This window comes from Pseudomonas sp. ICMP 460 (assembly GCF_002723595.1).
Lineage (GTDB): Bacteria > Pseudomonadota > Gammaproteobacteria > Pseudomonadales > Pseudomonadaceae > Aquipseudomonas > Aquipseudomonas kitaguniensis.
The window spans coordinates 66,480-89,830 of the sequence record NZ_LKBR01000007.1 but is presented as its reverse complement, the minus strand read 5'-3'; the positions used below and the strand labels follow the sequence as shown (position 1 = coordinate 89,830).

Genomic DNA, 23,351 nt, shown 5'->3' with positions numbered 1-23,351 from the left:
TTCAAGACGGAATCATCTCGCGTATACGCGAAGCGATGACGTCGACCGCGAAGGGTTTCGTCAGAACGGCCATGCCTTTATCCAGCAGAACATCGCCCATCACTGCATTTTCTGCATACCCCGTAATGAACAAGACTGGCAGACCAGGGCGGACTTCGCGCGCCGCATCCGCCATTTGCCGGCCGTTCATGCCTCCAGGCAGACCGACATCGGTTACCAACAAATCGATGCGAACATCCGACCGTAGAATTTTCAAGGCCGTGGCACTGTCGCTCGCTTCCAGAACCGCGTAGCCCAGATCTCGCAAAATGTCCGTGACCAGCATGCGTACGGTCGGCTCGTCATCCACCACCAGCACCGTGGCCTCGTGCACTGAAGGCTTAGGCATCGAGGCGCGTTCTTCAACCGATTCGGCATCGTCTGGCCCGTCATGGCGGGGCAGATAAATGCACACGGTTGTACCGTTGCCTACCTCTGATTGGATGCGCACTTGCCCGCCGGATTGCTGGGCAAAGCCGTAGATCATCGAGAGGCCCAAGCCGGTGCCTTCGCCAAGCGGTTTGGTGGTGAAGAACGGTTCGAATACGCGCTCCATCACATCGCGTGACATGCCGGTGCCGGTGTCGGTGACGCACACCGACAAGTACTGACCTTCGACCATATCGAGTTGGCGCGCAGCCTCCAGGCCCAGCCTCCGGTTCGCGGTCTCGATAGTAATATGCCCGCCATGCGGCATCGCGTCGCGTGCGTTGATCGACAGGTTCAGCAGTGCATTTTCAAGCTGCGGCGGGTCGACCAGCGCCAGCCAAAGCCCCGAGGCACCGACGAACTCAATCTGGATGGATGGCCCTACCGTGCGGCGAATCAAGTCTTCCATGCCGCAGACCAGTCGATTCACATTGGTCGGCTTGGGGTCGAGTGTCTGTCGGCGCGAGAATGCGAGCAGCCTGTGGGTCAACGCGGCGGCTCGTTTTGACGCGCTTTGTGCAGCGTCAATGTAGCGGTCCACCTCATTAAACCGGCCCTGACGCAGACGGGTTTGCAACAGCTCAAGGCTGCCGGAGATGCCCGCCAGCAAGTTGTTGAAGTCGTGCGCAAGGCCGCCTGTGAGCTGGCCCACCGCCTCCATCTTCTGCGCCTGGCGCAGAGCTTCCTGCGTCAACAGAAGGTCTGCCGTGCGCTCTTGAACTCTGACCTCAAGCGTATCGTTCAACTCCTGCAAGCGCACTTCCGCAAGCTTGGTTGCGGTCACGTCACGCGAGGTCGACAGCAGCTTTTCCGGGACGCCATTGGGTCCCATCACCGGGGTGACGATGACATCCCACCAACGCGGAGCGCCTTTCATGGTCTTGGCAAAACCCTGGAAGCGGCCGATCCGGCCTTCTTTAGCCTCGGCCACGGCGTGCAAAACCTTGCCGTGCTCCTCGCCTTGCCATAAATCAGGCCAACACGCGCCTTGAATGGCACCGAAGTCATCGACCTCCATCACACACATGCCGCCCTCGGTCATGAATTCCAGGCGGGCATCCAGGTCGAGCACTTTAATGCAGTCAGCCGAGCTTGCGAGTACACGACGGTTGAACTCCTCACTGGCCCGCAGCGCTTCCTCCGCGTCTTTGCGCTGAGTCAAATCCACCGTGGCCACCAACAGGTTTCCAAGCAATCCTGCCGCATCAACAATGCGCTGGATGCTGCTGTTGGCCCAGACCAACGAGCCGTCGGGGCGGCAATAACGCTTATCCAGGGCAGTGCTGCTGCCCGTACGAATCGCCTGCTCTACTGCCGCAAGGGTGGGAGGCAAATCCTCGGCATAGGTTATGTCTGCGACACCTAGCTGGAGCATCTCTGCTTCAGAACGCCCAAGAATACGGCACAGTTCGCTGTTGACTCGAATGAAGCGGCCTGCGGGGTCGACCTCAGACAAGCCAACCGTAGCGCTGGTAAATATGACGCGCAGCCGCTCTTCGCTTTCGCGCAGCCTTGCATCGGCGCGCGTACTTTCGAGCATCGACCACAGGCGCGCGCACGTCGTTTCAACGATCGCCACTTCGGCCTCGTCCCACGTGCGCGGCTGTGCGTGGTGAACAAACAAGATCCCCAGCAGGCGACCCGCTCGAACGAATGGAACGCCAAGAATCGCACGAGCCTTGATGACGTTGAACGCCGGGGTTGGACCCGAGGTCATCCAATCTTCGTGGCCATCCTGCAGCGCGACAGTCTGGCCTTGCTTCAACTGCGCACTAAAGGCGGGTGCAAAATCATCCAAACACCACGTACCCGGCATCGAGGCGGCTTTTGCCCCATTCCACTCGCGCAGCACTGAGACCTGAGTTTGCGTGTCATCCATTTCGCCGAAGCCGACATGATCGACGCCCAAGTGCTCACCGAGCAGTGCGGCGGCCCGCGCCATCATCTCCAACGGATTGGAAAGCGCTCGCAGTTGATCTTCCAACGCAAGCTGAAACCTGTGTTGAAGGCGCTCGGCGGCGTGCAACCGGTCGCACCGGGCATCATCCAGATGCAACGCAATGAGATGCGCGAAGCCTTTGACCATGTCCAGGACCGGTGGGTTATCCAGGCGGGCCGGGTGTGGATCCACCGCGCACAGACCGCCCCACAGGCTGCCATCTTTCAAGACGATGGGCATGAACAGATAGCTCTGAAACCCCTGCCCCTGAAGACTCGGATGACAAGGGTGCTCGGCAAGGTTGCTGATGAGTGCCGCTTGATGGGCTGTGCCGGCCTGGTGGTCAATGGCAGGCACACACTTCAGTTCATCGCCCGGCTGCACATTCAAACCGATGGCATCGCGCACCGCGCAGGCCATTGAACGACCCTGAATCACGCGGGCAACCGCTGCAAAGCCCATCCCGGTCATACCGCACACGGTTTCCAGCAACGCAGAGATCGCGCCCATGCACGCTATGTCCGCCTGGTCGATTGCCAATTCAGAGGGGCACACAATATCGACCGACATATCTGGCATCGCAGGTTTACTCGAAAAGTGAATGTTCAGCGTTCAAAAGATTTCCGCCAGATTGCGCCTGACCGCTCCCACCGTACGATTTAACGTGAGAGTTGAGCCGTGATTTGAGCTGGCTGCAGTCGAGCCTAACCAACGACCTAAACGCTCAGACATCCGGATAAGCTAAAAGTCCACATGAGAGCCAAGAAAGCGCTAAGTACGCAGGTTGCGGGCAACGCTTGAGACAATCGCGCCGGGTTGCAGTCAGTTATCGTCCATGGAAGGGTGCAACTTTAATGGGTATTAATATTCCCCGTGCGAAACCGACTTTTACTCATGGAGCAACAATGCGGATCTACATCACAGGCGCCTCATGCGCAGGCGTGACAACGCTGGGCCGTACCCTCGCCTCTTTGCTCAGCCTGCGCCATCTTGATGTCGATGACTTCTATTGGCTGCCCTCCAACCCTCCATTTACAACCAAGCGCCCGCCCGATGAGCGCGTGGCTCTGATTCAACAAAACTTCGGTGATGACGATTGGGTACTGACCGGTTCCTGCATGGGTTGGGGAGATGCGCTGATCAGCAATGTCGATCTGATCGTGTTTGTGGTAACGCCCACCCTGGTTCGCCTCGAACGATTGGCCGCACGTGAAAAGCAGCGCTTTGGAGACCGAATCGCACCCGGCGGCGACATGCATGAGATCCATGTGGCGTTCCGGGAATGGGCCTCGCAGTATGACGACCCAACGTTCTCCGGCCGCAACAGGGCGTGGCACGAGCGCTGGATGTCGACGCAAACGGCACCGACGGCAAGGATTGATGGGTTGAGCAGTGCTGAAAAAATGGCGGCAGATGTCATTCAAGCGTTGTCATCCGCGCTTTAAGCAGCGTGGTATCGACGCATCGCCGCTCTGTCGGCACACACTGCAAATGTTCATAAACCCGGCGTAGTGTAAAACCCCCTTGCAGGCAGCGCCTGCACCCGCCATGCCCCTTAATGGAGACGCCATGAACAAGTTCTGCACTTTTTTGCTCGCAATGTCCCTCCCCGCCATGAGCTGGGCCAGCGATGCTTTACCCAATTTGCCTGCCGTCACACAGTCGTTGTTGGCGGGTAAATCTGTGTCCGTGGTACTTGATCTGGGCCTGTGTAAGCCTGGATCAAGTGAGGCAAAGCCCACCAAAACCCGCGGTGGCCTGCGTATTGATGCCTTTCGCATCACTGAAGACGGCACCCTGGCATTCGCCGACGATCACTTCACGGTGAATCGTGACGACAAGCCGATTAATCAATTCCTGCGCTACCGGGTGCACGCAGATGGCACTGCCGAGTTCAGCATGACGATATTCTCCGTGCCCAATTACCAGCAGATGGATAAAACCCTGACTTACAACTGCGCTATCGGTAAGGGCATGAGTTTTTTTGCCGCCGATTAAATTCAATGGGGCTGGGGCTGTGCTGACCGATTACTGCCGGGGCTGGCAGTGAAGTTGTATAGTTTCAGCCCCCGTCGTGCTGACTGTTTTAAAGCACTAGCGTAAAGACCGCTTTTGACTGTAGACAGTCTCAGCCAGCGCCGTGCGATCACGTCGCCTACCCCGTTGTTTTGCAGGATGAGTACATTTCCTGCAGCAAGCCGTGGTTCAAAGCCTACTGGCGATTTCCTTCCAGATGTAGGCGTAGTTGTATTGCAGCCAGCGAACCAGCACTTTATCGAACTGCCGACGAAACCAGTTGCGCTCTCTAGCTGCCAGCCTCTCTTCTATCGACTCTCTGAGTAGGTCGGGGTCGAATCCCGTCCATACCGGAGGCACCGCTGCGACGAGATTGGTGAAGCACACCGGCGCGACCTCTGAATAGAGGATTGTATAAAGTATTTCAGGGTCGACGCCTCTCACCTGATTCGCCACGTACTCATATTCGACGGGAAAATCATTGAATGGCTCGGAAAGAGCAGCTATGGCTTTCGTCAGTAGTGGTTCGGTCAGAAGATTTCCCAATGTATGAGCGCCTCTAACGCTTCGTCCAGTGAGCTCGCCACCGCTTCGCCTGCGACCCCACCGGCAATTGTCCCAGCCAAGACAACTGCTATTGCGAAAATGGGGGCGCTTGGACCGCACAACGACCTTGCCCCCGAGAAACGTCTCTCTCAACCGCGCTTCGGCAGCTTCCAGTTCGGCCGCACAAAGTGGCACGTATAGCCGTTCGGTATACGCTCCAGATAATCCTGATGCTCCGGCTCCGCTTCCCAAAACGGCCCCGCCGGTTCGATTTCAGTCACCACGCGGCCCGGCCATAACCTGGAAGCATCTACGTCGGCAGCGGTGTCTTCGGCAACGTCGCGTTGCTGTTCGCTCAGGTAATAGATCGCCGAGCGATAACCTGGCCCAAGGTCGTTGCCCTGGCGGTTTGGCGTGCTGGGGTCGTGTATCTGGAAAAAGAACTCAAGAATCTGCCGGTATGTGATAACCGCCGGGTCGAAGACAATTTCAATCGCTTCAGCATGGTTACCGTGGTTACGGTAGGTGGCATTCGGCACATCGCCGCCGGTGTAGCCGACGCGCGTGTGCAGCACGCCGGGGTAGCGACGCAGCAGGTCTTGCATGCCCCAGAAGCAGCCGCCGGCGAGGATCGCGGTTTCGGTTTGGTTGGTCATGGTCGGTGCTTCCCCTTAATGGATATGGCTTAGTTATGGGGCCGTGCCGGCCAATACCAAGGCTGCGCGGCCGGTTATTCGCGCGGGCAATTGCGGCCATCGGTCGCATTCGGGTGAACACCCCTCTATTGCGCAACCCGCCTGCCGATACCCCGGTTAACCGCACAGCCAAGATCCCGCGTGCCCCCCATCCGATCGAGCCCCCCTAATGCAGCCATTTTCCTTCCTGAAAAAAAACCGGGCCAATCGCCAGGGCGCCGCCACCCTGACCTGCACGGCGAATGAACTCGACGCCGCCCTCACCCACCTGCACATCACGCCCACGCTGATCACCGGTTTCATCTCGCCTCACCTGGACATCGACCACGTCGCCGCCAAGCTCAAACGCCGGTTTGCGCACAGCGCTATCAGCCTGTGCACCACCTCTGGCGAGCTGTGCAATTCGGCCGATGCGCTGTACTGCGCCACGGGCGAGCGTTGGGACCGGATTGTGTTGCAGCTGTTTGATGAGAGTGTGATCGCCTCCGCCGAAGTGGTGATGGTGCCGCTGGAATGTGAAGACATTCGCAGTGGCGGCAAGCGCTTGGGGATGCAGGAACGAATCGCCAAGTTGGTGGGCAATATCAAGCGCGTGCAGGTGCGCACGCAGATCGATCACCGCGACACGTTGGCGTATGTGGTGTTCGATGGGTTGTCGGCGTCGGAGTCGTTTTTCATGGAAGCGCTGTATGAGTCGGGGCGTTTTCCGTGTTTGTTTGTCGGCGGTTCCGCGGGCGGCAAGTCGGACTTTCAGAAGACGCTGATCCATGACGGCCAGCGCAGCTATCAGAACCATGCACAAATTGTGTTCCTGAAAACGGCGGCGCAGGTGCGGTTTGGTGTGTTTAAAAGCCAGAACTTCAAGCCGGCGGATTTGACCTTCAGTGTGCTGACCGCCTCGGTAGAAGACCGCACGATAGACCAGGTCATCGACAGCAAAGGCAATATCAAGAGCATGGTGCAGGCGCTGTGCGATGCCTTCAATTGCACGGCCCAGGCGCTGGAGCAAACGTTGGCGGATTACTCGTTTGCCATCCGCGTGGGCAGTGAATTGTTTGTGCGCTCCATCGCGCGGATCGACTATGAGCAGCAAATCGTCCAGCTGTTTTGCGACGTGGCGCCCGGCGAGGAGTTGGTCATGGTGCGGCGCACGCCGTTGCGGGAGGCTACCCGTTTGGACTACGAGCAGTTCCTGCGCGGCAAGGGTGGCCAGCCGGTGGCGGGCATTCTGAATGACTGCATTTTGCGCAGGCTGAACAACGGCGCCGAACTGGGCAGCATGGCCGGTACGTTTGGGGATGTGCCGCTGGCCGGTTTTTCGACCTTTGGTGAAATTCTCGGCTTGAACTTGAACCAGACGCTGACCGCGATTTTCTTCTTTCGAGTGGCCAAGGGCGCGAGTTTCAGCGACGAATACGTCGACAACTTTATTGCGCATTACGGCGAGTTCAAGGCGTTTTTCCTGCGCCGCCAAGTGAAGAAGCTGGCGGGCTTGAACCACGTGGTGGTCAAGCAGATTGCCGCGTTCAAGAACAATGACTTCACCGGCACCCTGAACACCCGCGGGCTCGACAGCAATATTTTACCGGTGTTCGAAGGCCTCGCGGACTTGGGCCAGGTGTTGGCCCACGCCGAGCACCAACAGGCGCAAATCGCCTCGCAGCTCAAGCACTACTCCGGCGAGTTGCACGCATCGATGGACGAACTGGTCGGCACCATCGACCGGCAGAACACCGTGTCGGCGCAGGCCGGGGCCACGGTCGAAGACCTGTCGAGCCAAGCCGACGACGCCGTGGTTGGCGCGCGCAGCCTGGCCGGTTCGAGTTTGCGCATCCAGTCGATTGTGCAAGTGATTCAGCAGATCGCCGGGCAAACCAACTTGTTGGCGCTCAACGCCGCTATCGAGGCCGCGCGAGCAGGCGACTTGGGCCGGGGTTTTGCGGTGGTGGCGGACGAGGTGCGCAAGCTGGCGGAAATCACCCGCAAGAATGCGGCGGACATCGGCGTGGATATTGGCTTGCTGTCCAGCGAGATCCAACGCGTCGCCCAGCAAATCGAAGACCAGTCCACGGGTGTGGGCGCCTTGCGCGAAATGCTCGATGCACTGGAGGCATCCAGCCGTGCCACCGAGGGTACGGCGCAGCGTACGAAGACCCTTGCGGATACGTTGACTGGGCTAACGCATGCGTGAGCTTTAACGGGGCGCAGTTCGGGTTAAAAACCGGCAGCGCAGCGTGACATTGAGCCGCTGTTGGAGGCCATGATGTATCGGTTTCTGGGGCAGGCGGTGACCCATTAAAACAAAGCACTACTCAAACGTAAACGTATCGAATACGATGCAAAAATAGCATTTATACAAAAATGCACCGTATAGGATGCGAATCGATATGGAAAACTTGGGCCTCCTGATCAAAAACCTGCGTAAGGCGGCTGGCCTTTCACAAAGCCAGCTCGCGCAACGGCACGGTATGAGTCGCGCGACAATTTCGGGGATTGAGAACAACACCGTCCCTGAGGTAGGGATTCGCAAAGTTGCTGCGATCCTTGAGGGCTTGGGTTACGCGTTGACCGCAATACCCAAGCATCGACGTATGACGCTCGACGAACTGAAAGCAGGAAACGTCCATGAGTAGGCAACGTGACCGACTCTGTATCGGCGTCGGCAGCGTGGCGGCAGGAACGCTCGGGCGCAGCGAAGAACACCTGCGCGATTCGGTGTTCTCGTACAACGCAGCCGTAACCGAAAAAGACGCGGTTTCCTTGACCATGCCCGTGCGCTTGCAGAGCTACAACTGGGCGTATGGAATCCACCCGCTGTTTGAGATGCACATTCCCGAGGGGCACCTCAAGGCGGAACTCGTGCGGCGTTTCAGTAAGTCCGTGCGCGGTTTTGACGACTTTGCCTTACTGGGAATCGTCGGTCCACATCAGTTGGGGCGTATCAGCGTCGCACACCACGCCGGTGACGAATCGCTGCCTGAAATCAAGCTCTCTAAGGTGTTGGTCTACGACGGGACGAAAGATCTGTTCGACGACCTGCTGAAGACATACGCCGCCTATTCAGGGGTTTCGGGTGTTCAGCCAAAGGTACTGGTACGCGATGCGGGTGACACGGTTTCCGAGGTTGGGCGCCTCACCCACCGTGGCGCGACGCACCTGGTGAAGGCGTTCAATGACACCGACTTCGCGCATCTGGCGGCCAATGAGTTTTTCTGCATGCGTGCGGCCTTTCATACAGGCCTGGACGTGCCTGAATGCCAGCTTAGCCAACACGGTAAATTTCTGGTGGTTAAGCGGTTCGACATCGGTGCTACCGCCTACCTCGGGTTTGAGGACATGTGCGTCCTATCGGGATGGGGGACAAATAAGAAGTACGACGGCAGCTATCAGGGCTGCGCGAAGCTGATCAAGACGTATGTATCCCCGCACCGCGTGACCAAGGCGTTGGAGGACTTCTTCATGATGGTGGCGCTTTCTGCCGCCCTTCAAAATGGTGACGCGCATTTAAAGAATTTCGGTTTGCTGTATGAGAATTGTGGCGAAGACGCTGATGTTTGGCTCGCCCCCGCTTACGATCTGGTGACGACCACGGTATATCAAGTCAACGATATTATGGGTCTGTTGCTTGGCGGCTCAAAGGCTTGGCCAAAACGCAAGATGCTGGTGCAGTTCGCGCGCAGCTCGTGCAATTTGACGGAAGCTCGCTGCACCCAATTGCTAGCGCGCGTGCACAGTGGCGTGAGCCGTGCGAGGGTTGAACTTTCGGAGTATCAGAGTTCCCACCCTGAGTTTGAGGCGTTCGGGGAAAGGATGAGCGCTGCGTGGGCTAGCGGGCTGGTGCGGAGTATTGAGCCAGAGTGATTTCGCCGGTTACTTGCGCGCAGGTCTATTGGGCAACAGTCACAGCGCATACGGCTTGACCCTTCAACGCGAGTGCCCCGCTCGCCTGATAACGCCGGGGCCTTTTCCTTTACTACGCGATCAGCGCGCTTAGTCGTTCAGCGCGCATCGTGCTTTTCAGCCGCGCTTCACAGCTTGAATCGGCTGACCAATTCATTAAATGAAACCGCCAGGCGCGACAGGTCTTGTGAAGACGCCGTGGTCTGATGCGCGCCGGCAGCCGTCTGTGTCGACAGGTCCTGAATGTTGATCAAGTTGCGGTCTACCTCGCGCGCGACGTTAGCTTGCTCCTCGCACGCACTGGCGATGACGAGGTTGCGGTCGTTGATCTGGCCGATGCCTTGCGCGATCTGTTCCAGCGCATCCCCGGTGGCCTGGGCCAGCACTTGCGTGTCGGTGACCAGCGACTGGCTCTTGCCCATGGCTACCACGGCCTGATCAGCCCTGGATTGCACTGCGCCGATCATGCTTTCAATTTCGCCCGTGGACGATTGGGTCCTGGCCGCCAATGCGCGCACTTCGTCTGCAACCACCGCAAAACCACGACCTTGCTCGCCCGCCCGGGCAGCCTCGATGGCAGCATTCAGCGCGAGCAAGTTGGTTTGTTCGGCAATGCCGCGGATCACGTCGAGCACCTTGCCAATGTCGCGAACCTGCACTGCCAGGTCTTCCACGATGGCGGTCGACGACTTGATTTCCACGGTCGCGCTGTTCACCGCAGTCACCGCATTTTGTGCCTGACCCACACCCAGGCTGGCCTGCGAGCTGGCCGATTTGGACGCTTCGGAGGCCGACTGCGCATTACGCGCAACCTCTTCCACCGCCGAGGTCATTTCGGTCACCGCAGTAGCCGCCTGCTGAATCTCATCATTTTGCCGAAGCAGCCCACGGCTGCCGTCTTCGGTCACCGCGTTCAATTCCTCGGCAGCCGACGCCAACTGATTGGACGCATCTGCAATCTGGTGGATGGTAGTTTTAAGGCTGCCCTGCATTGCCCCCAAGGCAGTCAACAATTGCCCGGTCTCATCGCGCGCGGCACTGTGGATGGTCTGGGTGAGGTCACCTTGGGCAATACGTTCGGCGCTGGAAACAGCCAACGCGATAGGCCGGCTGATGAGTCGGCTGATAAAAATACCCAAGAGCAAGGCTGCAACAAAGGCAATCGCAATGCCGATGTAAAGTGTGGTGGTTGCTGACCGCCCCAAATCATCAGCGTCTTTGGCACCTTCGCCGATTTGGCGGTTGTTTGACTCGACCATGATCGTCAACTCGGCAATGACCGTGTTGAAACCGCGTTGCACGTCACCGGCAATCAGCGAACGAGCCGCCGGAACGTCGCCAGCTTGCAACGCGCTGACTGCTTTTTGCACTTGCGCCTGATAATCCGGCCAGTCCTTTACCATCTTGTCACCCGCCGCGCGCTCGTCATCTGCCAGCGGCGTGGTGCGGTACTCGGCAAAGGCTTTTTCACTGGCCACGCGGCTGGCGGTCAGGTTATTCAATATCTCGTCCTTGGCGCTTTGTGGCGCCCCGGCAGCGGTGGCGGAAACGAGGCTGTACAAATCGCGAAGCTGGGCGATGGCATTAGTTTTGGCTTCGGCGGTTTTCGCCACTGAAACAAGGTTGTTCGAAAACGTCAAATTCAGGCTGTCGGATAACTGCGTGACCCCACGGTTACCGAGTAACCCAACCACCAGGGTGATAACCGCACACACACCAAATGCTGCGATTAGTTTGCTGGACAGCTTCGCATCACGAAACCAATGCATATTTTTCACCCTATGATCTGTAGTAAAGGTAAGCCCTGAAATGAGCAGAGACGCGGTATTAACCGCGCTCTTAAAGTTTGTCGGCAAGAACATGTGACGCTTTAACGTTCAGAGACCAGAGGTACTTTCTGTAGGTCGCTTCAGGGACGCGACGTAACGGCAGTCGACAGTGCAACCCGCGACTGGTCGCGCCAGCCGCTACGCAGACCTTTCTTTAAATCAGCCTGAATCGTCCAACAATTGCGCTCAAGTCTTCAGCCAACCGCGACAACTCATGGCTGGCGCCGGTCGTCTGCGAGGCGCCCTGGGATGACTGGATAGACAAGTCGCGGATGTTGACCAGGTTACGATCAACTTCCCGAGCCACGTGCGCCTGTTCCTGCGATGCGCTGGCGATGACCAAATTCAGACCATTAATCTCGCTGACCGCCGCGTTGATTTTGCCAAGGGCTTCGCTCGCGCCTTCTGCGATAAGCAAGGTGCTGGCGGCCAATTCAGTGTTGCCTTGCATGGAACCGACGGCTCGGTCCGTGCCATTCTGAATGCCGCTGACCAAGCGCTCGATTTCGCTGGTCGATTGCTGCGTGCGGTGAGCCAGCGCGCGCACTTCGTCGGCGACAACGGCAAACCCACGGCCTGCTTCACCTGCCCGGGCAGCCTCGATGGCGGCGTTCAGCGCCAACAGGTTAGTTTGATCCGCAAGGCCACGAATCACATCGAGCACCTTGCCAATGTCACGCGACTGGCCGGCCAACTCGCCTATCAGCAGGGAAGTCTTACCGATGTCCACGCCCATATTATCGATAGCCGTTACGGTTTTTTTGACCAGCGCCGAGCCTTCTTCGGCCGCCCCCGTCGCGCTGCTGGAAGAATGCGAGGTGTGTTCGGCGTTGCGCGCAACCTCTTCTACAGCGCTGGTCATTTGATTGACGGCGGTGGCCGCCATATCAATCTCATTCGCCTGTTTTTGCAGGCCAACCGCACCTTCTTGAGTGATGCTGGTAAGTTGCTCGGCGGCGGTCGAGAGTTGGTTGGCGGATGACGCGATTTGCTGCAAGGTCTGGCGCAGTTGCTGTTGCATGTTGCCGACGGCGGCAGCCACGCTAGTGGTGTCGCCGCTGGCCAATTCAATGTTCTTGCTGAGGTCGCCCTGGGCGATGACGCGGGTGAAGTCGGCCACTACACTCGGCTCGCCGCCGATAGCACGCAGGATACTGCGCGTGGTCATCAGGGTAACGATGACGCCGATCACCGAAATAAGCAGCGTCACGAAAATCGCGATAATGCGCGTTTGGCTGGCGCTGGCGACTTGCTCCTGAAAGCGCAGTTGCGCCTGCTCCTTGCCCTGTTCGCGCAGTTGCTGGAGCGTCCCGAAGACTTGCTCGGCAAACGGTTTAACTTCTTCGCGGTTGATTTTGGTGGCGCCAGGGATGTCGCCTGACTCGATAACGGTGGTCTGATGGCGCATGCCGTCACGCAGCTTTCTGTAGTCGCTTTGCAGTTTTTCGAAGACACCGTCGCTCGGCGTATTGTTGCCTTTGGCCGTGAGTTGCTCGGTCAGGTTATCAATGCGCGCAAAAGCGCTTTCGTTCTGGGCCTTCCATTGCGGTATCTGCACCGGGTCGCCGATCGCAATCATGCGCAAAATGTTGATGTCTACGCGGGTCAGGGCTCCGTCGATGCTGTTGACCGCCTCCATCTTCAGAAAGTCTTTGTTAAACAATGCATCGACATTGTCGGTCGATGTTTTAAGGGCTTGAATCATGAAAACGGACAACGCAACAAACACCAAAATTATGGCGAATGTCGAAAGCATCAAACGCCGTTTGACGCTGAAGCCTGCATTCGCTTCTACGTTCTTATTGATCATGAAATACCCCTGATGACAGAGATGTAACTGCGGAGGGAGCCCTAACGGCTGAATACCTACATATCGACTTGAATGGGCGGGTCTTGAGGGGCTGATTGCAGGGATCTTGCCAACTCAGGGTCATTCCGGCGGATACTTGGGCGCAGGGCTTAAGCTGATATGATTCCGGCACTTACCCGCTGAGTAGCAAACGATGAATCGCCAGAAAAAACTGAAGCAGCTGTTTAAGGCCAAAGCCAAAAAGGCCAGCGCCAAACTGGCGCCGAAAAACAAAGATCAATACATCAGCAAGGCCGACCGCGCGAAGCTGGCGGCTGAGGCTGAGCCAGCATCAACCACCGAGTGCGACGCGCCCAGCTGAGGGCGTACCGGCTTCGTATTTGCCCCAGATACGCCGCAAGTGGCGCGCCGAACCAAAACCTGCGCGCTCGGCGACGGTGTCGATGTTCAGGGCCGACTCGGCGAGTAATTCACGCGCCACGGTCAGACGCAGCGTGTGCAGGTAATCCAGCGGGCTGATACCCGCGTGTTCGTGGAACAACCGCGCCAAGTGGCGGCTGCTGGTGCAGGCCAGGGCGGCCATGCGCGTGACGCTCCATGCCTCGCACGGGGCCGCCGTTATGGCGTCCTGCACCCGATGCACGGCCGGGTGCACGTGGTTGCGACCGGCTAGCCAAGGCGAGAGTTGCGGGTCGGCGCCGCTGCGGCGCATGTACACCACCATGTCGCGCGCAACGGCGCAGGCCAGCCGTGGCCCCGCCAGCTCGGCAACCAGGTGCAGCATCAGGTCGATACCGGCCGTCACCCCGGCGCTGCAACTGACCGGGCCGTCGATGACATACAGGCGGTTTTCAAGCACGCGGGCCTTGGGCGCGATGGCCTGCAGCGTCGCGCACAACGCGTGGTGCGTGGTGCACTGGCGGCCATCGAGCAGCCCGGCCCGAGCGGCGCTCAACGCCCCGGCGCACACGCACACCAAGCGCTCGCCCGAGGGCGCAAAAACGGTTTTCAGCCACTCGGTGAGCACCGCGCTGGCCGACTCGAATGCCTGCCGGCAAGCTGTCTTCCGCAACGGCGTGGAGCCCACCAACACCACCAGCGTGCCAGGTGCCAAGGCTCGCGGCAGCGGCGCCAAGCCATTCAGCGGCAGGCCGATGGACGTTTGCAGCGCCGCTACCGGGCTGACGTACTGCAAGTCGAAAGCGACCGACGCCGGGCCTTCGGCTTGCGCGGCAAGGCGCAACACCTCGGCAGGCCCGGCCAAATCCAGCATCAGTGCGTTGGGCAACAGCACAAACAGCACCGGCACGCTCATGGCGTCAACCCTGCAACGCCTGGGCGACGGTGACGATGCGCGCAAAACGCCCTTCCAGAACCAACTCCGTGCGCTCGCGAATCTCGGCCGGGGTGTAAAGCCGGCCACTGCGCGCGTGCGTCATCTCGAAGGTCAGCGTCGCTTCGCTGACAAAGTCCACACTGAAGCCGCTGTCGGACGCGTGCCGCGTGGTGGTTTCACAGCATTGTTCGGTACGAATGCCACTGATGATCAGCGTCGTGACTCCCATCTGTGTGAGCCGGGCCGCCAGGGGCGTTCCGGCAAAAGCGCTGTGGTAGCGCTTGTGAATGATCAGGTCCGGGTTGATCGACAACTCGCTGAACGCCCTGACGTGACCCGAGGCCAGTGAAAAATACCCGTGGTCCTCAACATGCAAGACTTGTATCACCGGGATGCCGTGTTGAACACACCCGTCGATCAGTGCCTGTTGTTTTGCCAAGTAACCGGGCAGGTCATTTTCGGACCAATATTCTGAATGGCGGAACGACTGCTGGGCGTCGATAACAATAAGCGCTTTGTGGCTCATAAAGGTCCTTAAGGCTTGCATCGTGATGAATGATGCAAGCCATGGTAAGGACCATGCCGGGTGAACAACAGGCGTACTTCGGACCACTTGAGGACGTATTCGGACATTATTATCCAGGGCACTCTGCGCACCCTGATGGGCTCAGCAACCGCTCAACGCCACCTGTGGCCGCTCGCCCGCAAAGAACCACGGCCGCAATCGCACGCCCACGCTGTTGCCGATAAACGCCGCCACTAACCATACCCAGCCATGCAAGCTGCCCGAGGCGATACCGCTGAAGTACGCACCGATGTTGCAACCGTACGCCAGACGCGAGCCATAACCGAGTAACAGGCCACCGATCACCGCAGCCACCAGCGAGCGCGCCGGAATTTTCAGGCTGGGGGCGAAACGCCCAGCCAACCCTGCGGCCAACAAGGCACCGAGCATAATGCCGATGTCCATGACGCTGGTGATGTCTTCCCACACCGGCGCGGCGAGTGCCTTGGCATTGCCCGGCATTTGCCAGAACGCCCAGCTGGCCACATCCACACCCAACCCGCTCGCCACTTTGGCGCCCCACAACGCGAACGCCGAGGTGATGCCCCAAGGCCGCCCGGCCAATGCCAGGGTCGCGTAGTTGAGCAGCGCCAAGCCTATGGCGCCCCACACCAATGGCCACGGCCCGCGCAGGAAGCGGCGCAGGCCTGCGTGTTGACTGGTCACGGCCTGTTCAAGCTGACCATGGCGGCGTTTTTCCAGGCGCACCGTGACGGCAGCAATCAGGCCGAACACCGCCAGGCTGATGAGCAAAGCAGGCAGCACGCCGAAGCTTTTGACGATGGACACCGCAGGGAACGCCGGCAGCGCAAACCACCAGTCAACATGGTGCGTGGCGATCAACGAGCCGCAAATAAAGAACAGCAACGTGACCAACATGCGCGCATTACCGCCGCCCGCAGTGAACAAGGTGCCCGACGCGCAACCGCCGCCCAACTGCATGCCGATGCCGAAAATAAACGCACCAAACACCACCGACACACCGGCCGGCGCCACCAGCCCGACCACCGGCTGGCCAAGCAGTGTGCCCGCCCCGAGCGCGGGAAAGAACAGCAGCACCGCCACGGCCAGCATCACCATTTGCGCACGCAGACCGGCGCCACGCCGGTCATTGATAAACACCCGCCAGGCGGAGGTGAAACCAAAGGCTGCGTGGTACAAGGTCAAGCCCAGCGCGGCGCCGACTACCAGCAGCAGCACCTGGCGTGAGCCGACGCTGCTTTGCAGGAACATGGCGCCCATCACCAGTATGATGAAAGCCGCCCACGGCGCGATGGGCTTGCGCGCGGGGGCGAGGGGAATAGCGTTACTCATGGGGTATCTCGGTGTGTATGAATGGGGTTGGGTACGATGGCGGCAAGTATAAACCCTGTGGCGGCGCTTTTTTGGGAGTAATCCGGGGTGTGCTTGGCGCAGCCCACGAGTAAAACGCAAAACGCAGCCTCTGCGTGGTGAGGCTTTGCACAGGCAGGTGAACCCTTGGCTAAAGATATTGAGAACCCGTGCATTTCCACGTGCCAGCTCAGTGGCGATTTATGCGTCAGCTGCGGCCGGACCAAGGACGACATCCGCAAATGGAAACGCATGAAACGCCCGGAAAAAATGGCCGCCGTTCAGCGTGCAACGTTGCGCTTGAAGGCGCTGAAAAAGCCCAAGTAAGGCTGGCGCTGCTGCCAGCCTTTGGGGCGTCACATCAGCCTCGACCGATGGAGCCGGTGACCGGCAGATTGCCCAGCAGCTTGAGCCCGGTGGTCTTCACAAACGTGTCGTAGTCCATCGGCCGTTGAATGCGCGTTTCAGCATTGGGCAGCACGTAGGCCCAGGCGCGTTTCGAGGAGGCGTCATACACCAGCTTGAACAGGCGCGTCGGCACCCACACTTTGTTGCGGCCCGTGGTGCGATAACCCGTGTCAAACAAAGGGCCAGTGAACACATACACATTGCCGCCGGCGCGCTTGGCAAACTTGCGCACGTCCGCCTCCACCTTGCTCCAGATCTTGCGATTGTTAGTGGGGTTTTGCGGCACCATGTTCGACAGCGCGAACGACTGCGCCATCGCATGCGCGTTCGGTGCATCGGCAGCGGGGGCTTGATGGCCGCGGTCCATGGCCGGCTTCTGGCTGCGGTAGTCGCTCAACTCTGCACGACCACTCTTCGGGATGCGCGGGTCCGGGTAGAACTGGTTGGTGCGCTCCTCACCTTTGGCATCGCGCAGTTGGGCAGCGTTCAGGCGCTCGACGACCAACAGTGGCGTCTTGCTGGTTTGCGAATACACCACCGCAAACGTGTCGGAACACAGCGCCATGGGCTTCATCGACGCGGGTACGGTGGCCGTCTTGATTGGGTTCGATGCGGGGAAGAGTTCGGCGCAACTGTCAAACGAGGCCTTTCGCTGCTCGGCGGTATAAGGGTTGGCCAGACTGCGGGCGTGCGCCGAGGTGGAAAGTAAAACAAGGGCCGAGAGCCCGATTGCAAGGTTGCGTAGGTACATGCGTTAGATCTTATGGTGAGGGTCAACAGATAACGAATTCCGGCTCATGGAACCGACAGAGGCACGAGCGCTGACGATCGTGCGGGGCTTATGGACCTTCATAAGCGCCTTTGGTGCCGCGCGTGTCGTGCACGGGTTGAACCTCAGTGGCCTCAGGGGCTCAGAAACCTACATCCTCGGGAGAATCTTATGACCCAAATCGCATTAGTCGTGGGCGCCAGCGGCATCGTTGGCAGCGCCATCACCCAATTACTGCTCGACAATAAGTGGCAGGTCGCCGCGCTTTCCCGCAGCCCCTCGAAAGTACCTGGGGTGATTCCGGTGGCTGCCGACCTGCAAGACCCGGCCTCTGTGCAACAAGCGCTGGCCGACCTGAAGCCGACCCATGTGTTCATCACCACCTGGTCTCGCCAGGCCACCGAGGCCGAGAATATTCGCGTCAATGCCGCCATGGTGCGCAACGTACTCGATGCCGTGCGCCCGGCTGGCAGCGTGCAGCACGTGGCATTGGTCACCGGTTTGAAGCACTACCTTGGCCCGTTCGAAGCGTACGGCAAAGGCAGCCTGCCGCAGACGCCGTTCCGTGAAGAACAGGGCCGACTGGAGGTAGAGAACTTCTATTATGCGCAGGAAGACGAAGTGTTCGCCGCCGCTGAAAAGGACGGTTTCACCTGGAGCGTTCACCGCCCGCACACCGTCACCGGCGTCGCCGTGGGCAATGCGATGAACATGGCGACCACCCTCGCCGTCTACGCCAGCATCTGCAAGCACACCGGGCGCCCGTTTGTCTTCCCTGGCTCGCGCGTGCAGTGGGACAGCCTCACCGACATGACCGATGCGCGGCAACTGGCCAAACAACAGCTATGGGCCGCCACCACGCCGGCGGCGGCCAACCAGGCGTTCAACATCACCAATGGCGATGTGTTTCGCTGGCAATGGATGTGGGGCCAGATAGCGGGTTATTTCGGCCTGATACCCGCCGACTTCCCGGCCTCCGTCACCCCGCTTGAACAGCAAATGGCCGATGATCAGAACACCTGGAGCCAGATCGCCGAGCAACATGGCCTGGCAGAAACCGACATCAGCCGCCTGGCCTCCCCTTGGCACACCGATGCCGACCTTGGCCGGCCGATCGAGGTGGTCACGGACATGTCCAAGAGCCGCAAAATGGGGTTCACCGCCTACCAGGCCAGCGACCAGGCGTTTTTTGATGTGTTCGATCAACTGCGGGCCCAGCGCTTGGTTCCTTGAGGCTGGCTACCGCGGGCAGAGCGCGCTTGACCGGCAGCGGTCAAGCGCTTTGCGCCTAATGCCCTGACGCCGCAGGCCCATCGGCAGAGCGCTGCCCCGGTTTGAAGCCATGCGCCTGCGCCGACCACGCGATGCACAACGCCACCGCCAACAACACCAGCATCGCCCACGGGAATGAAGCCACGCCCCACGTATCCAGCAACACTGCGCCGAGGATACCGCTGGCGGCAATGGCACTGTTCCACGCCACCACATTCAACGATAACGCCACGTCTGCGCCATCGCCGGCTGCGTCCGCAAGGGCAGTTTGCAGCAACGTTGCGGCGCCTCCAAAACTCAGGCCCCACACCGCTACGCCGAGGTAAATCACCTGCGGCACATCGCCCAGCAAACCGAAGGCCACGCTCACCGTCGCAAACATCGCCAGGCTTGCCAGCACGGTCTTGCGCAGCAGAGGCTCGACCAGTTTGGCCGTCAGCCAGATGCCGGCCAATGCGGCAACGCCGAATACCAGCAACACCAGATCCACGCGGCCAGCCAAACCGGCCGGCAGCAAAAATGGCGCGATATAGGTGTACAGAATGTTGTGCGCCAGCATCCAACTGATCACCACCGCCAGCACTGGCCTTACGCCGGGCGTCGTCAGCACGTTGCGCAGCGACACACGCTGGTGCTCAGCCTGTGGCGGATAGTCGGGCACCTTCAGCAGCACCCAGACGATTAACACCAGTGTCAGCGCCGACATGATGCCGAACGTCGTGCGCCAGCCCACCAGGCCGCCTAGCCAGGTGCCGAGCGGTACGCCCAGCGACAGCGCAATCGGTGTGCCGACCATCGCCAGTGCCAACGCCCTGCCCTGCTGATGCGGCGCGACCATGCGCCGGGCGTAACCGGCCAACAAACTCCAGGCCAACCCGGCGGCCACACCGGCAAAAAAGCGCGCCACCAAGGTCACGCCGTAGTGCGCCGAAAACGCCGTGATGGAGTTGAATAGCAGAAAGCCGACAATCGTCAGCATCAGCACATTACGCCGCCGCCAACCTCGGGTGGCGATGGTCATGGGGATCACCGCCAGTACCGAACCCAGCGCGTAGGCGGTGACCATCTGCCCGGCCATCGACGGCGAAATCGACAAGCCTTCGCTGATCAACGGCAACAGGCCCGCGGGCAGAGTTTCGGTGACGATGCAGATAAAACCCGTCATGGCCAAGGCGAGCAAGGCGCCTATCGGCAAGCGGTCGGATGCTGCGGCTACGCTAAGTGAGGGTGTCACGGGAGACTCCTTGAGGCGACTTAGATATCGATCGATACAAATGTTGCAGCACGCACCGCAGATTGTCAAAGACTTATGTATCGACTAGTATTTATCTCGTTAATCAGAGGATTGCTGACATGGCACAAATGGGCCGCCCGCGTAATTTCGACCGTGACCACGCCGTGGAACAGGCCATGCATCTGTTCTGGGAACACGGCTACGACGCCACTTCGCTGACCCAGCTCAAGGCCGGCCTGGGTGGCGGTATTTCTGCGCCGAGCTTTTACGCGGCATTCGGTTCTAAAGAGGCGCTGTTCGATGAGTGCGTGCAGCGCTATTTGGCGACCTACGCCCAAGTCACCGAATGCCTGTGGGATGAAACCCTGCCACCGCGACAAGCCATCGAGACCGCGCTGCGCCAGTCGGCGCGTATGCAGTGTGAAGGCGAGCATCCCAAAGGCTGCATGGTGACCCTTGGGGTGATGAGTGCACCGAGCCCCGAAAATGCGCAGGTCGCCCAAGCGTTAACGCACTCCAGAGCGCGAACACGCGCCGGCATCCTGGCGTGCGTTGAGCGCGGGGTCAGTGCGGGTCAGCTACCGGCCACGCTTAATGTCGAGGCGCTAGCCACCGTGTTTGACAGCTTCTTGCAGGGCGTATCAATACTTGCGCGCGATAACGCATCGCACGCGACCCTCGATGCGGCCATCACACAGGTTCTGCTGACATGGGACATTGCCGCGTCGAGCGTTACGCTCCAGGCCAAGGACGACGCTGCAACCCTGGCACAGCAAGCATCCTGATGAATCGCGTTAACCGAGTAGCAGAACAGCCTGCAACCTGATGGCGGCCTGCCAGGCAGTGCGCGCCCTCTGGGCCAAGGACTTCTGAATGCCACCAAATCCAGGGCAAAAAAAAGCCTGCATCTCTGCAGGCTTTTTACTATCTGGCTCCACGACCTGGACTCGAACCAGGGACCCAATGATTAACAGTCATTTGCTCTACCAACTGAGCTATCGCGGAATGCGCCGTATGTTACTGATTAAAAAGAGAAAGTCAAGCATCGTGCGGCAACTGCGTAAAATCCAGGATTCGACCAGGGCTAAACGTGGTGCGCAGGCTCGCTGCTGGCAGCCACTTTCAGCCTCGTTAGCCAAATTACTGGCGCGGTCACGCGGCGGCTGCTCACGGCGAGACTAACAGTCGATTGATTTATAAGAGTTTTAATATAATGAAACGTTATGGCATGAATCTCGCTCTAAACCCTTCAAGCAGGTCAAGCGATGACAAGACGTGTGGCAGTGCCCGGGGCTTATAACCCACGGCAAAGCGGTCTAAACTGTTTCCAAAGTTTTACGGAACTGAAGGAACAGTCAGACGCTTGGCACTCGCCACGCTCACCGAGCCTGTAGGACAGTTTAGCGCTTAGAGGCCGTCAACTTATGAAAACACCGACCCAGACCAACGCAATTGACTTCGACAGCGCTAAATTGCAACGCCTGGGGTTTGGTCAGCCATCTCTGCGTCCTCACCGCCCCGTCACTTTTTCCGAACTTCGCCGGCAATTGGGTCAGCAATTGCAGACCAGCCTGGAACCAGAACGCATCCTGGGCTTGTTCTTTCGTGAGATCCAGCGGTTGGTGCCTCTCGACGCGCTGCACTATCGCCATGAAGCCAGCGACTTGCGCCTGGAGTTCGGGCAGCGCGGCCACCATTCGGTCAGCTACACGTTGAGCCATGAAGGCGAGCATTTGGGCGAGCTGATATTCCGTCGCAATCAACGCTTGATGGAAGACGAACTCGGCCAGCTTGAGTCCCTGCTGGCGAGCTTGCTTTACCCTATGCGCAACGCGCTGCTCTACCGCGCCGCCACCCGTAGCGCCCTGCGTGATCCATTGACTGAAACCGGCAATCGCATCGCCATGGACCAGACCCTGCAACGGGAAATCGACATGGCGAAGCGGCACATGAGTCCGCTGTCCTTGCTGATGCTGGACATTGATCACTTCAAGACAATTAACGACACCTACGGCCATGCAGCCGGCGATGCGGTGCTGCGCGCGGTGGCCGCCTCGATCAAAAGCCAGCTGCGCAATGTGGACATGGTGTTTCGGTTTGGCGGGGAAGAGTTTCTGATCCTGCTCTCAAATACCGGCCGGGACGCGGCAGAAATGGTCGGCGAGCGCTTGCGCCGCGCAGCGCAAGCTCAGGATTATTGGGCAGATGACATGCGCATTGACTTGACGGTAAGCCTGGGCTGCTCGACCTTGTTGGCCGCCGAGTCTGCCGAAAGCCTTTTGCGCCGGGCGGACAGCGCCTTGTACGTGGCCAAACGCGAGGGCCGCAACCGCCTGGCAATGGCGGGGGAACTACCCCGCCACATCCCCCTCACATGCCCGCCACCTCGCTTACATCAAGCCTCGCTGGCGATGCGCGCCTGACGCTCGCGAAATACCGCTGGCGGCTTTTCCTGGTCGGCTTCCAGGCGCATGCAGCTTTCCAAAAACAGGTACATGTAGTCGTAGCTCTTGCGTACGGCATCGCGCAGCTCTACCTGCAGGGCTTTGCTTGGGTTCATGCCGGCCAGGGTGCAGATGATTTCCAGCGCTTCCCAAGGGTGAGCATCGTCGTACTGGGCATGCATCTTCAGCCACTTCATGGCGCGCTTGCGGTCTTCTTCAGGGAAGGCTGCCGCATACACACCGGTAGAACAGACCACGGCGGACCACTCCCCGGTCGCCCCCTCGATCGCATAGTTGGTCGCAGCAATCGCGACGATCAATGAATCGGCCGAGCTGGTGTGCCAGCACCAATGGCTCAGTGCGTGCAACTCAGGCGGTACGTTCTGCGCTTGCAGCTCTTCGAGGCTGACACCATGCGCGCGGGCCCAATGCACCCAATAATCGGCGTGGTTGAGTTCCACACGAATATTGCGCATCAACCACCGGCGGGCCATATCCTCGCCAGGATGGCGGGCAAACTTGGTCTTGGTGAGGTTCTGTGCCATGTACAAGGCAAACTGTTCGACCACTGGCCAACCACCGATCAGGTAGTGACGCAGGGTCTTGGCGCTGAGCGTGCTATCACGCATGCGCTGGTACAGTTCGTGCTCGACAACCCGGCGCTTGCTTTCGCTACAGTCCTGGATCAATTGCTGCGCCCAGGCAGGGTAACTCGAGGCTTCCATAAGCGGGCCGGTTCTGTTGAATGTGTCGATCACTGTAAGGCTCCTTTTTTAGTGTGATTTTAC

The 23,351-nt window shown here is 59.3% G+C and carries 19 protein-coding genes, 1 tRNA gene and 3 pseudogenes; 10 read left to right on the top strand and 13 right to left on the bottom strand.

Translation table 11 applies throughout. The features are described from left to right. Position 1: 1 nt before the first annotated feature. Positions 2-2,977, bottom strand: coding sequence for a PAS domain S-box protein (locus AO240_RS07245; RefSeq protein ID WP_158231389.1), 2,976 nt, complete (start codon positions 2,975-2,977; stop codon positions 2-4). A 335-nt stretch (positions 2,978-3,312) separates the two neighbouring features. On the opposite strand from AO240_RS07245, the gene AO240_RS07240 reads away from it, so the two are divergent. Beyond that, on the top strand, positions 3,313-3,852 hold the full coding sequence (locus AO240_RS07240; RefSeq protein WP_099235783.1) for an adenylate kinase: 540 nt from the start codon (positions 3,313-3,315) through the stop codon (positions 3,850-3,852). A gap of 124 nt (positions 3,853-3,976) precedes the next feature. Beyond that, the gene (locus tag AO240_RS07235) at positions 3,977-4,405 is read left to right on the top strand and encodes a VirK family protein (RefSeq protein WP_177445794.1); all 429 of its coding nucleotides are present in this window, start codon (positions 3,977-3,979) and stop codon (positions 4,403-4,405) included. 207 nt (positions 4,406-4,612) lie between these two features. Here the strand turns inward: AO240_RS07235 and AO240_RS07230 are convergent, their stop codons facing one another. Both AO240_RS07230 and msrA read right to left on the bottom strand, forming a co-directional pair. Further along, positions 4,613-4,969: a hypothetical protein gene (locus AO240_RS07230; RefSeq protein ID WP_099235781.1), complete on the bottom strand. Its 357-nt coding sequence runs from the start codon at positions 4,967-4,969 to the stop codon at positions 4,613-4,615. Between the two features lie 149 nt (positions 4,970-5,118). Continuing rightward, positions 5,119-5,625 carry a peptide-methionine (S)-S-oxide reductase MsrA gene (msrA, locus tag AO240_RS07225; RefSeq protein ID WP_099235779.1) on the bottom strand — a complete coding sequence of 169 codons (507 nt, stop codon included), beginning with the start codon at positions 5,623-5,625 and terminating at the stop codon, positions 5,119-5,121. 208 nt (positions 5,626-5,833) lie between these two features. On the opposite strand from msrA, the gene AO240_RS07220 reads away from it, so the two are divergent. From AO240_RS07220 to AO240_RS07210, 3 genes are all read left to right on the top strand, one after another. After that, entirely contained in the window at positions 5,834-7,855 is a 2,022-nt protein-coding gene (locus tag AO240_RS07220; protein ID WP_099235778.1) for a methyl-accepting chemotaxis protein, read from the top strand. Between the two features lie 196 nt (positions 7,856-8,051). Further along, entirely contained in the window at positions 8,052-8,297 is a 246-nt protein-coding gene (locus tag AO240_RS07215; RefSeq protein ID WP_099235920.1) for a helix-turn-helix domain-containing protein, read from the top strand. Then, positions 8,290-9,525, top strand: a complete 1,236-nt coding sequence (locus AO240_RS07210) for a type II toxin-antitoxin system HipA family toxin (protein ID WP_099235776.1) — start codon at positions 8,290-8,292, stop codon at positions 9,523-9,525. The genes AO240_RS07215 and AO240_RS07210 overlap by 8 nt, the downstream gene beginning before the upstream one ends. A 167-nt stretch (positions 9,526-9,692) precedes the next feature. On the opposite strand, the gene AO240_RS07205 is transcribed toward AO240_RS07210, so the two are convergent. The 3 genes and pseudogenes from AO240_RS07205 to AO240_RS29250 all read right to left on the bottom strand — a co-directional run. Then, positions 9,693-11,333, bottom strand: a complete 1,641-nt coding sequence (locus AO240_RS07205; RefSeq protein WP_099235774.1) for a methyl-accepting chemotaxis protein — start codon at positions 11,331-11,333, stop codon at positions 9,693-9,695. A gap of 214 nt (positions 11,334-11,547) precedes the next feature. Continuing rightward, a pseudogene (locus AO240_RS29255) lies at positions 11,548-12,237 on the bottom strand (methyl-accepting chemotaxis protein); the annotation flags it as partial. A gap of 432 nt (positions 12,238-12,669) precedes the next feature. After that, positions 12,670-13,203, bottom strand: a pseudogene (locus AO240_RS29250) (MCP four helix bundle domain-containing protein); the annotation flags it as partial. A gap of 193 nt (positions 13,204-13,396) precedes the next feature. Between AO240_RS29250 and AO240_RS07195 the strand changes: the two are divergent. Further along, positions 13,397-13,564, top strand: coding sequence for a DUF2986 domain-containing protein (locus tag AO240_RS07195; RefSeq protein WP_099235771.1), 168 nt, complete (start codon positions 13,397-13,399; stop codon positions 13,562-13,564). On the opposite strand, the gene AO240_RS07190 is transcribed toward AO240_RS07195, so the two are convergent. The 3 genes from AO240_RS07190 to AO240_RS07180 all read right to left on the bottom strand — a co-directional run bounded on the left by AO240_RS07190 (position 13,535) and on the right by AO240_RS07180 (position 16,418). Then, positions 13,535-14,518, bottom strand: a complete 984-nt coding sequence (locus AO240_RS07190) for a GlxA family transcriptional regulator (protein ID WP_099235769.1) — start codon at positions 14,516-14,518, stop codon at positions 13,535-13,537. The two genes, AO240_RS07195 and AO240_RS07190, sit on opposite strands and share 30 nt — an antisense overlap. A gap of 4 nt (positions 14,519-14,522) precedes the next feature. Next, positions 14,523-15,065: a cysteine hydrolase family protein gene (locus AO240_RS07185; RefSeq protein WP_099235767.1), complete on the bottom strand. Its 543-nt coding sequence runs from the start codon at positions 15,063-15,065 to the stop codon at positions 14,523-14,525. Between the two features lie 141 nt (positions 15,066-15,206). Continuing rightward, positions 15,207-16,418 carry a YeeE/YedE family protein gene (locus tag AO240_RS07180; protein WP_099235766.1) on the bottom strand — a complete coding sequence of 404 codons (1,212 nt, stop codon included), beginning with the start codon at positions 16,416-16,418 and terminating at the stop codon, positions 15,207-15,209. Positions 16,419-16,583: 165 nt separating this feature from the next. On the opposite strand from AO240_RS07180, the gene AO240_RS07175 reads away from it, so the two are divergent. Continuing rightward, a complete protein-coding gene (locus AO240_RS07175) occupies positions 16,584-16,763 on the top strand; it encodes a DUF1289 domain-containing protein (RefSeq protein ID WP_099235764.1) in 180 nt (59 codons plus the stop codon). A gap of 34 nt (positions 16,764-16,797) precedes the next feature. On the opposite strand, the gene AO240_RS07170 is transcribed toward AO240_RS07175, so the two are convergent. Next, on the bottom strand, positions 16,798-17,595 hold the full coding sequence (locus AO240_RS07170; RefSeq protein WP_099235763.1) for a DNA/RNA non-specific endonuclease: 798 nt from the start codon (positions 17,593-17,595) through the stop codon (positions 16,798-16,800). A 189-nt stretch (positions 17,596-17,784) separates the two neighbouring features. Between AO240_RS07170 and AO240_RS07165 the strand changes: the two genes are divergently transcribed. Beyond that, positions 17,785-18,846: an SDR family oxidoreductase gene (locus AO240_RS07165; RefSeq protein WP_099235762.1), complete on the top strand. Its 1,062-nt coding sequence runs from the start codon at positions 17,785-17,787 to the stop codon at positions 18,844-18,846. Between the two features lie 55 nt (positions 18,847-18,901). On the opposite strand, the gene AO240_RS07160 is transcribed toward AO240_RS07165, so the two are convergent. Beyond that, positions 18,902-20,119 carry an MFS transporter gene (locus AO240_RS07160; RefSeq protein WP_099235760.1) on the bottom strand — a complete coding sequence of 406 codons (1,218 nt, stop codon included), beginning with the start codon at positions 20,117-20,119 and terminating at the stop codon, positions 18,902-18,904. Positions 20,120-20,238: 119 nt separating this feature from the next. Here AO240_RS07160 and AO240_RS07155 point away from each other — a divergent pair, with 119 nt between their 5' ends. Beyond that, on the top strand, positions 20,239-20,904 hold the full coding sequence (locus AO240_RS07155) for a TetR/AcrR family transcriptional regulator (protein ID WP_099235758.1): 666 nt from the start codon (positions 20,239-20,241) through the stop codon (positions 20,902-20,904). 144 nt (positions 20,905-21,048) lie between these two features. On the opposite strand, the gene AO240_RS07150 is transcribed toward AO240_RS07155, so the two are convergent. Next, positions 21,049-21,124: transfer RNA gene (locus AO240_RS07150), tRNA-Asn, on the bottom strand. Between the two features lie 419 nt (positions 21,125-21,543). Between AO240_RS07150 and AO240_RS07145 the strand changes: the two are divergent. Next, a pseudogene (locus tag AO240_RS07145) lies at positions 21,544-22,467 on the top strand (GGDEF domain-containing protein); the annotation flags it as partial. Between the two features lie 47 nt (positions 22,468-22,514). Here the strand turns inward: AO240_RS07145 and AO240_RS07140 are convergent. Next, complete coding sequence (locus tag AO240_RS07140; RefSeq protein WP_371918604.1) at positions 22,515-23,288, bottom strand: TenA family transcriptional regulator; 774 nt, start codon at positions 23,286-23,288, stop codon at positions 22,515-22,517. Positions 23,289-23,351: the final 63 nt, after the last annotated feature.

Excerpts from the sequence above, each read along its gene's own strand:
- AO240_RS07220 (WP_099235778.1), top strand. The coding sequence starts at position 5,834 with ATGCAGCCATTTTCCTTCCTGAAAAAAAACCGGGCCAATCGCCAGGGC.
- AO240_RS07190 (WP_099235769.1), bottom strand. The coding sequence starts at position 14,518 with ATGAGCGTGCCGGTGCTGTTTGTGCTGTTGCCCAACGCACTGATGCTG.
- AO240_RS07155 (WP_099235758.1), top strand. The coding sequence starts at position 20,239 with ATGGCACAAATGGGCCGCCCGCGTAATTTCGACCGTGACCACGCCGTG.
- AO240_RS07195 (WP_099235771.1), top strand. The coding sequence starts at position 13,397 with ATGAATCGCCAGAAAAAACTGAAGCAGCTGTTTAAGGCCAAAGCCAAA.
- AO240_RS07205 (WP_099235774.1), bottom strand. The coding sequence starts at position 11,333 with ATGCATTGGTTTCGTGATGCGAAGCTGTCCAGCAAACTAATCGCAGCA.
- AO240_RS07165 (WP_099235762.1), top strand. The coding sequence starts at position 17,785 with ATGACCCAAATCGCATTAGTCGTGGGCGCCAGCGGCATCGTTGGCAGC.
- AO240_RS07185 (WP_099235767.1), bottom strand. The coding sequence starts at position 15,065 with ATGAGCCACAAAGCGCTTATTGTTATCGACGCCCAGCAGTCGTTCCGC.
- AO240_RS07210 (WP_099235776.1), top strand. The coding sequence starts at position 8,290 with ATGAGTAGGCAACGTGACCGACTCTGTATCGGCGTCGGCAGCGTGGCG.
- msrA (WP_099235779.1), bottom strand. The coding sequence starts at position 5,625 with ATGACCAACCAAACCGAAACCGCGATCCTCGCCGGCGGCTGCTTCTGG.
- AO240_RS07235 (WP_177445794.1), top strand. The coding sequence starts at position 3,977 with ATGAACAAGTTCTGCACTTTTTTGCTCGCAATGTCCCTCCCCGCCATG.
- AO240_RS07240 (WP_099235783.1), top strand. The coding sequence starts at position 3,313 with ATGCGGATCTACATCACAGGCGCCTCATGCGCAGGCGTGACAACGCTG.
- AO240_RS07170 (WP_099235763.1), bottom strand. The coding sequence starts at position 17,595 with ATGTACCTACGCAACCTTGCAATCGGGCTCTCGGCCCTTGTTTTACTT.
- AO240_RS07140 (WP_371918604.1), bottom strand. The coding sequence starts at position 23,288 with ATGGAAGCCTCGAGTTACCCTGCCTGGGCGCAGCAATTGATCCAGGAC.
- AO240_RS07245 (WP_158231389.1), bottom strand. The coding sequence starts at position 2,977 with ATGTCGGTCGATATTGTGTGCCCCTCTGAATTGGCAATCGACCAGGCG.
- AO240_RS07180 (WP_099235766.1), bottom strand. The coding sequence starts at position 16,418 with ATGAGTAACGCTATTCCCCTCGCCCCCGCGCGCAAGCCCATCGCGCCG.
- AO240_RS07215 (WP_099235920.1), top strand. The coding sequence starts at position 8,052 with ATGGAAAACTTGGGCCTCCTGATCAAAAACCTGCGTAAGGCGGCTGGC.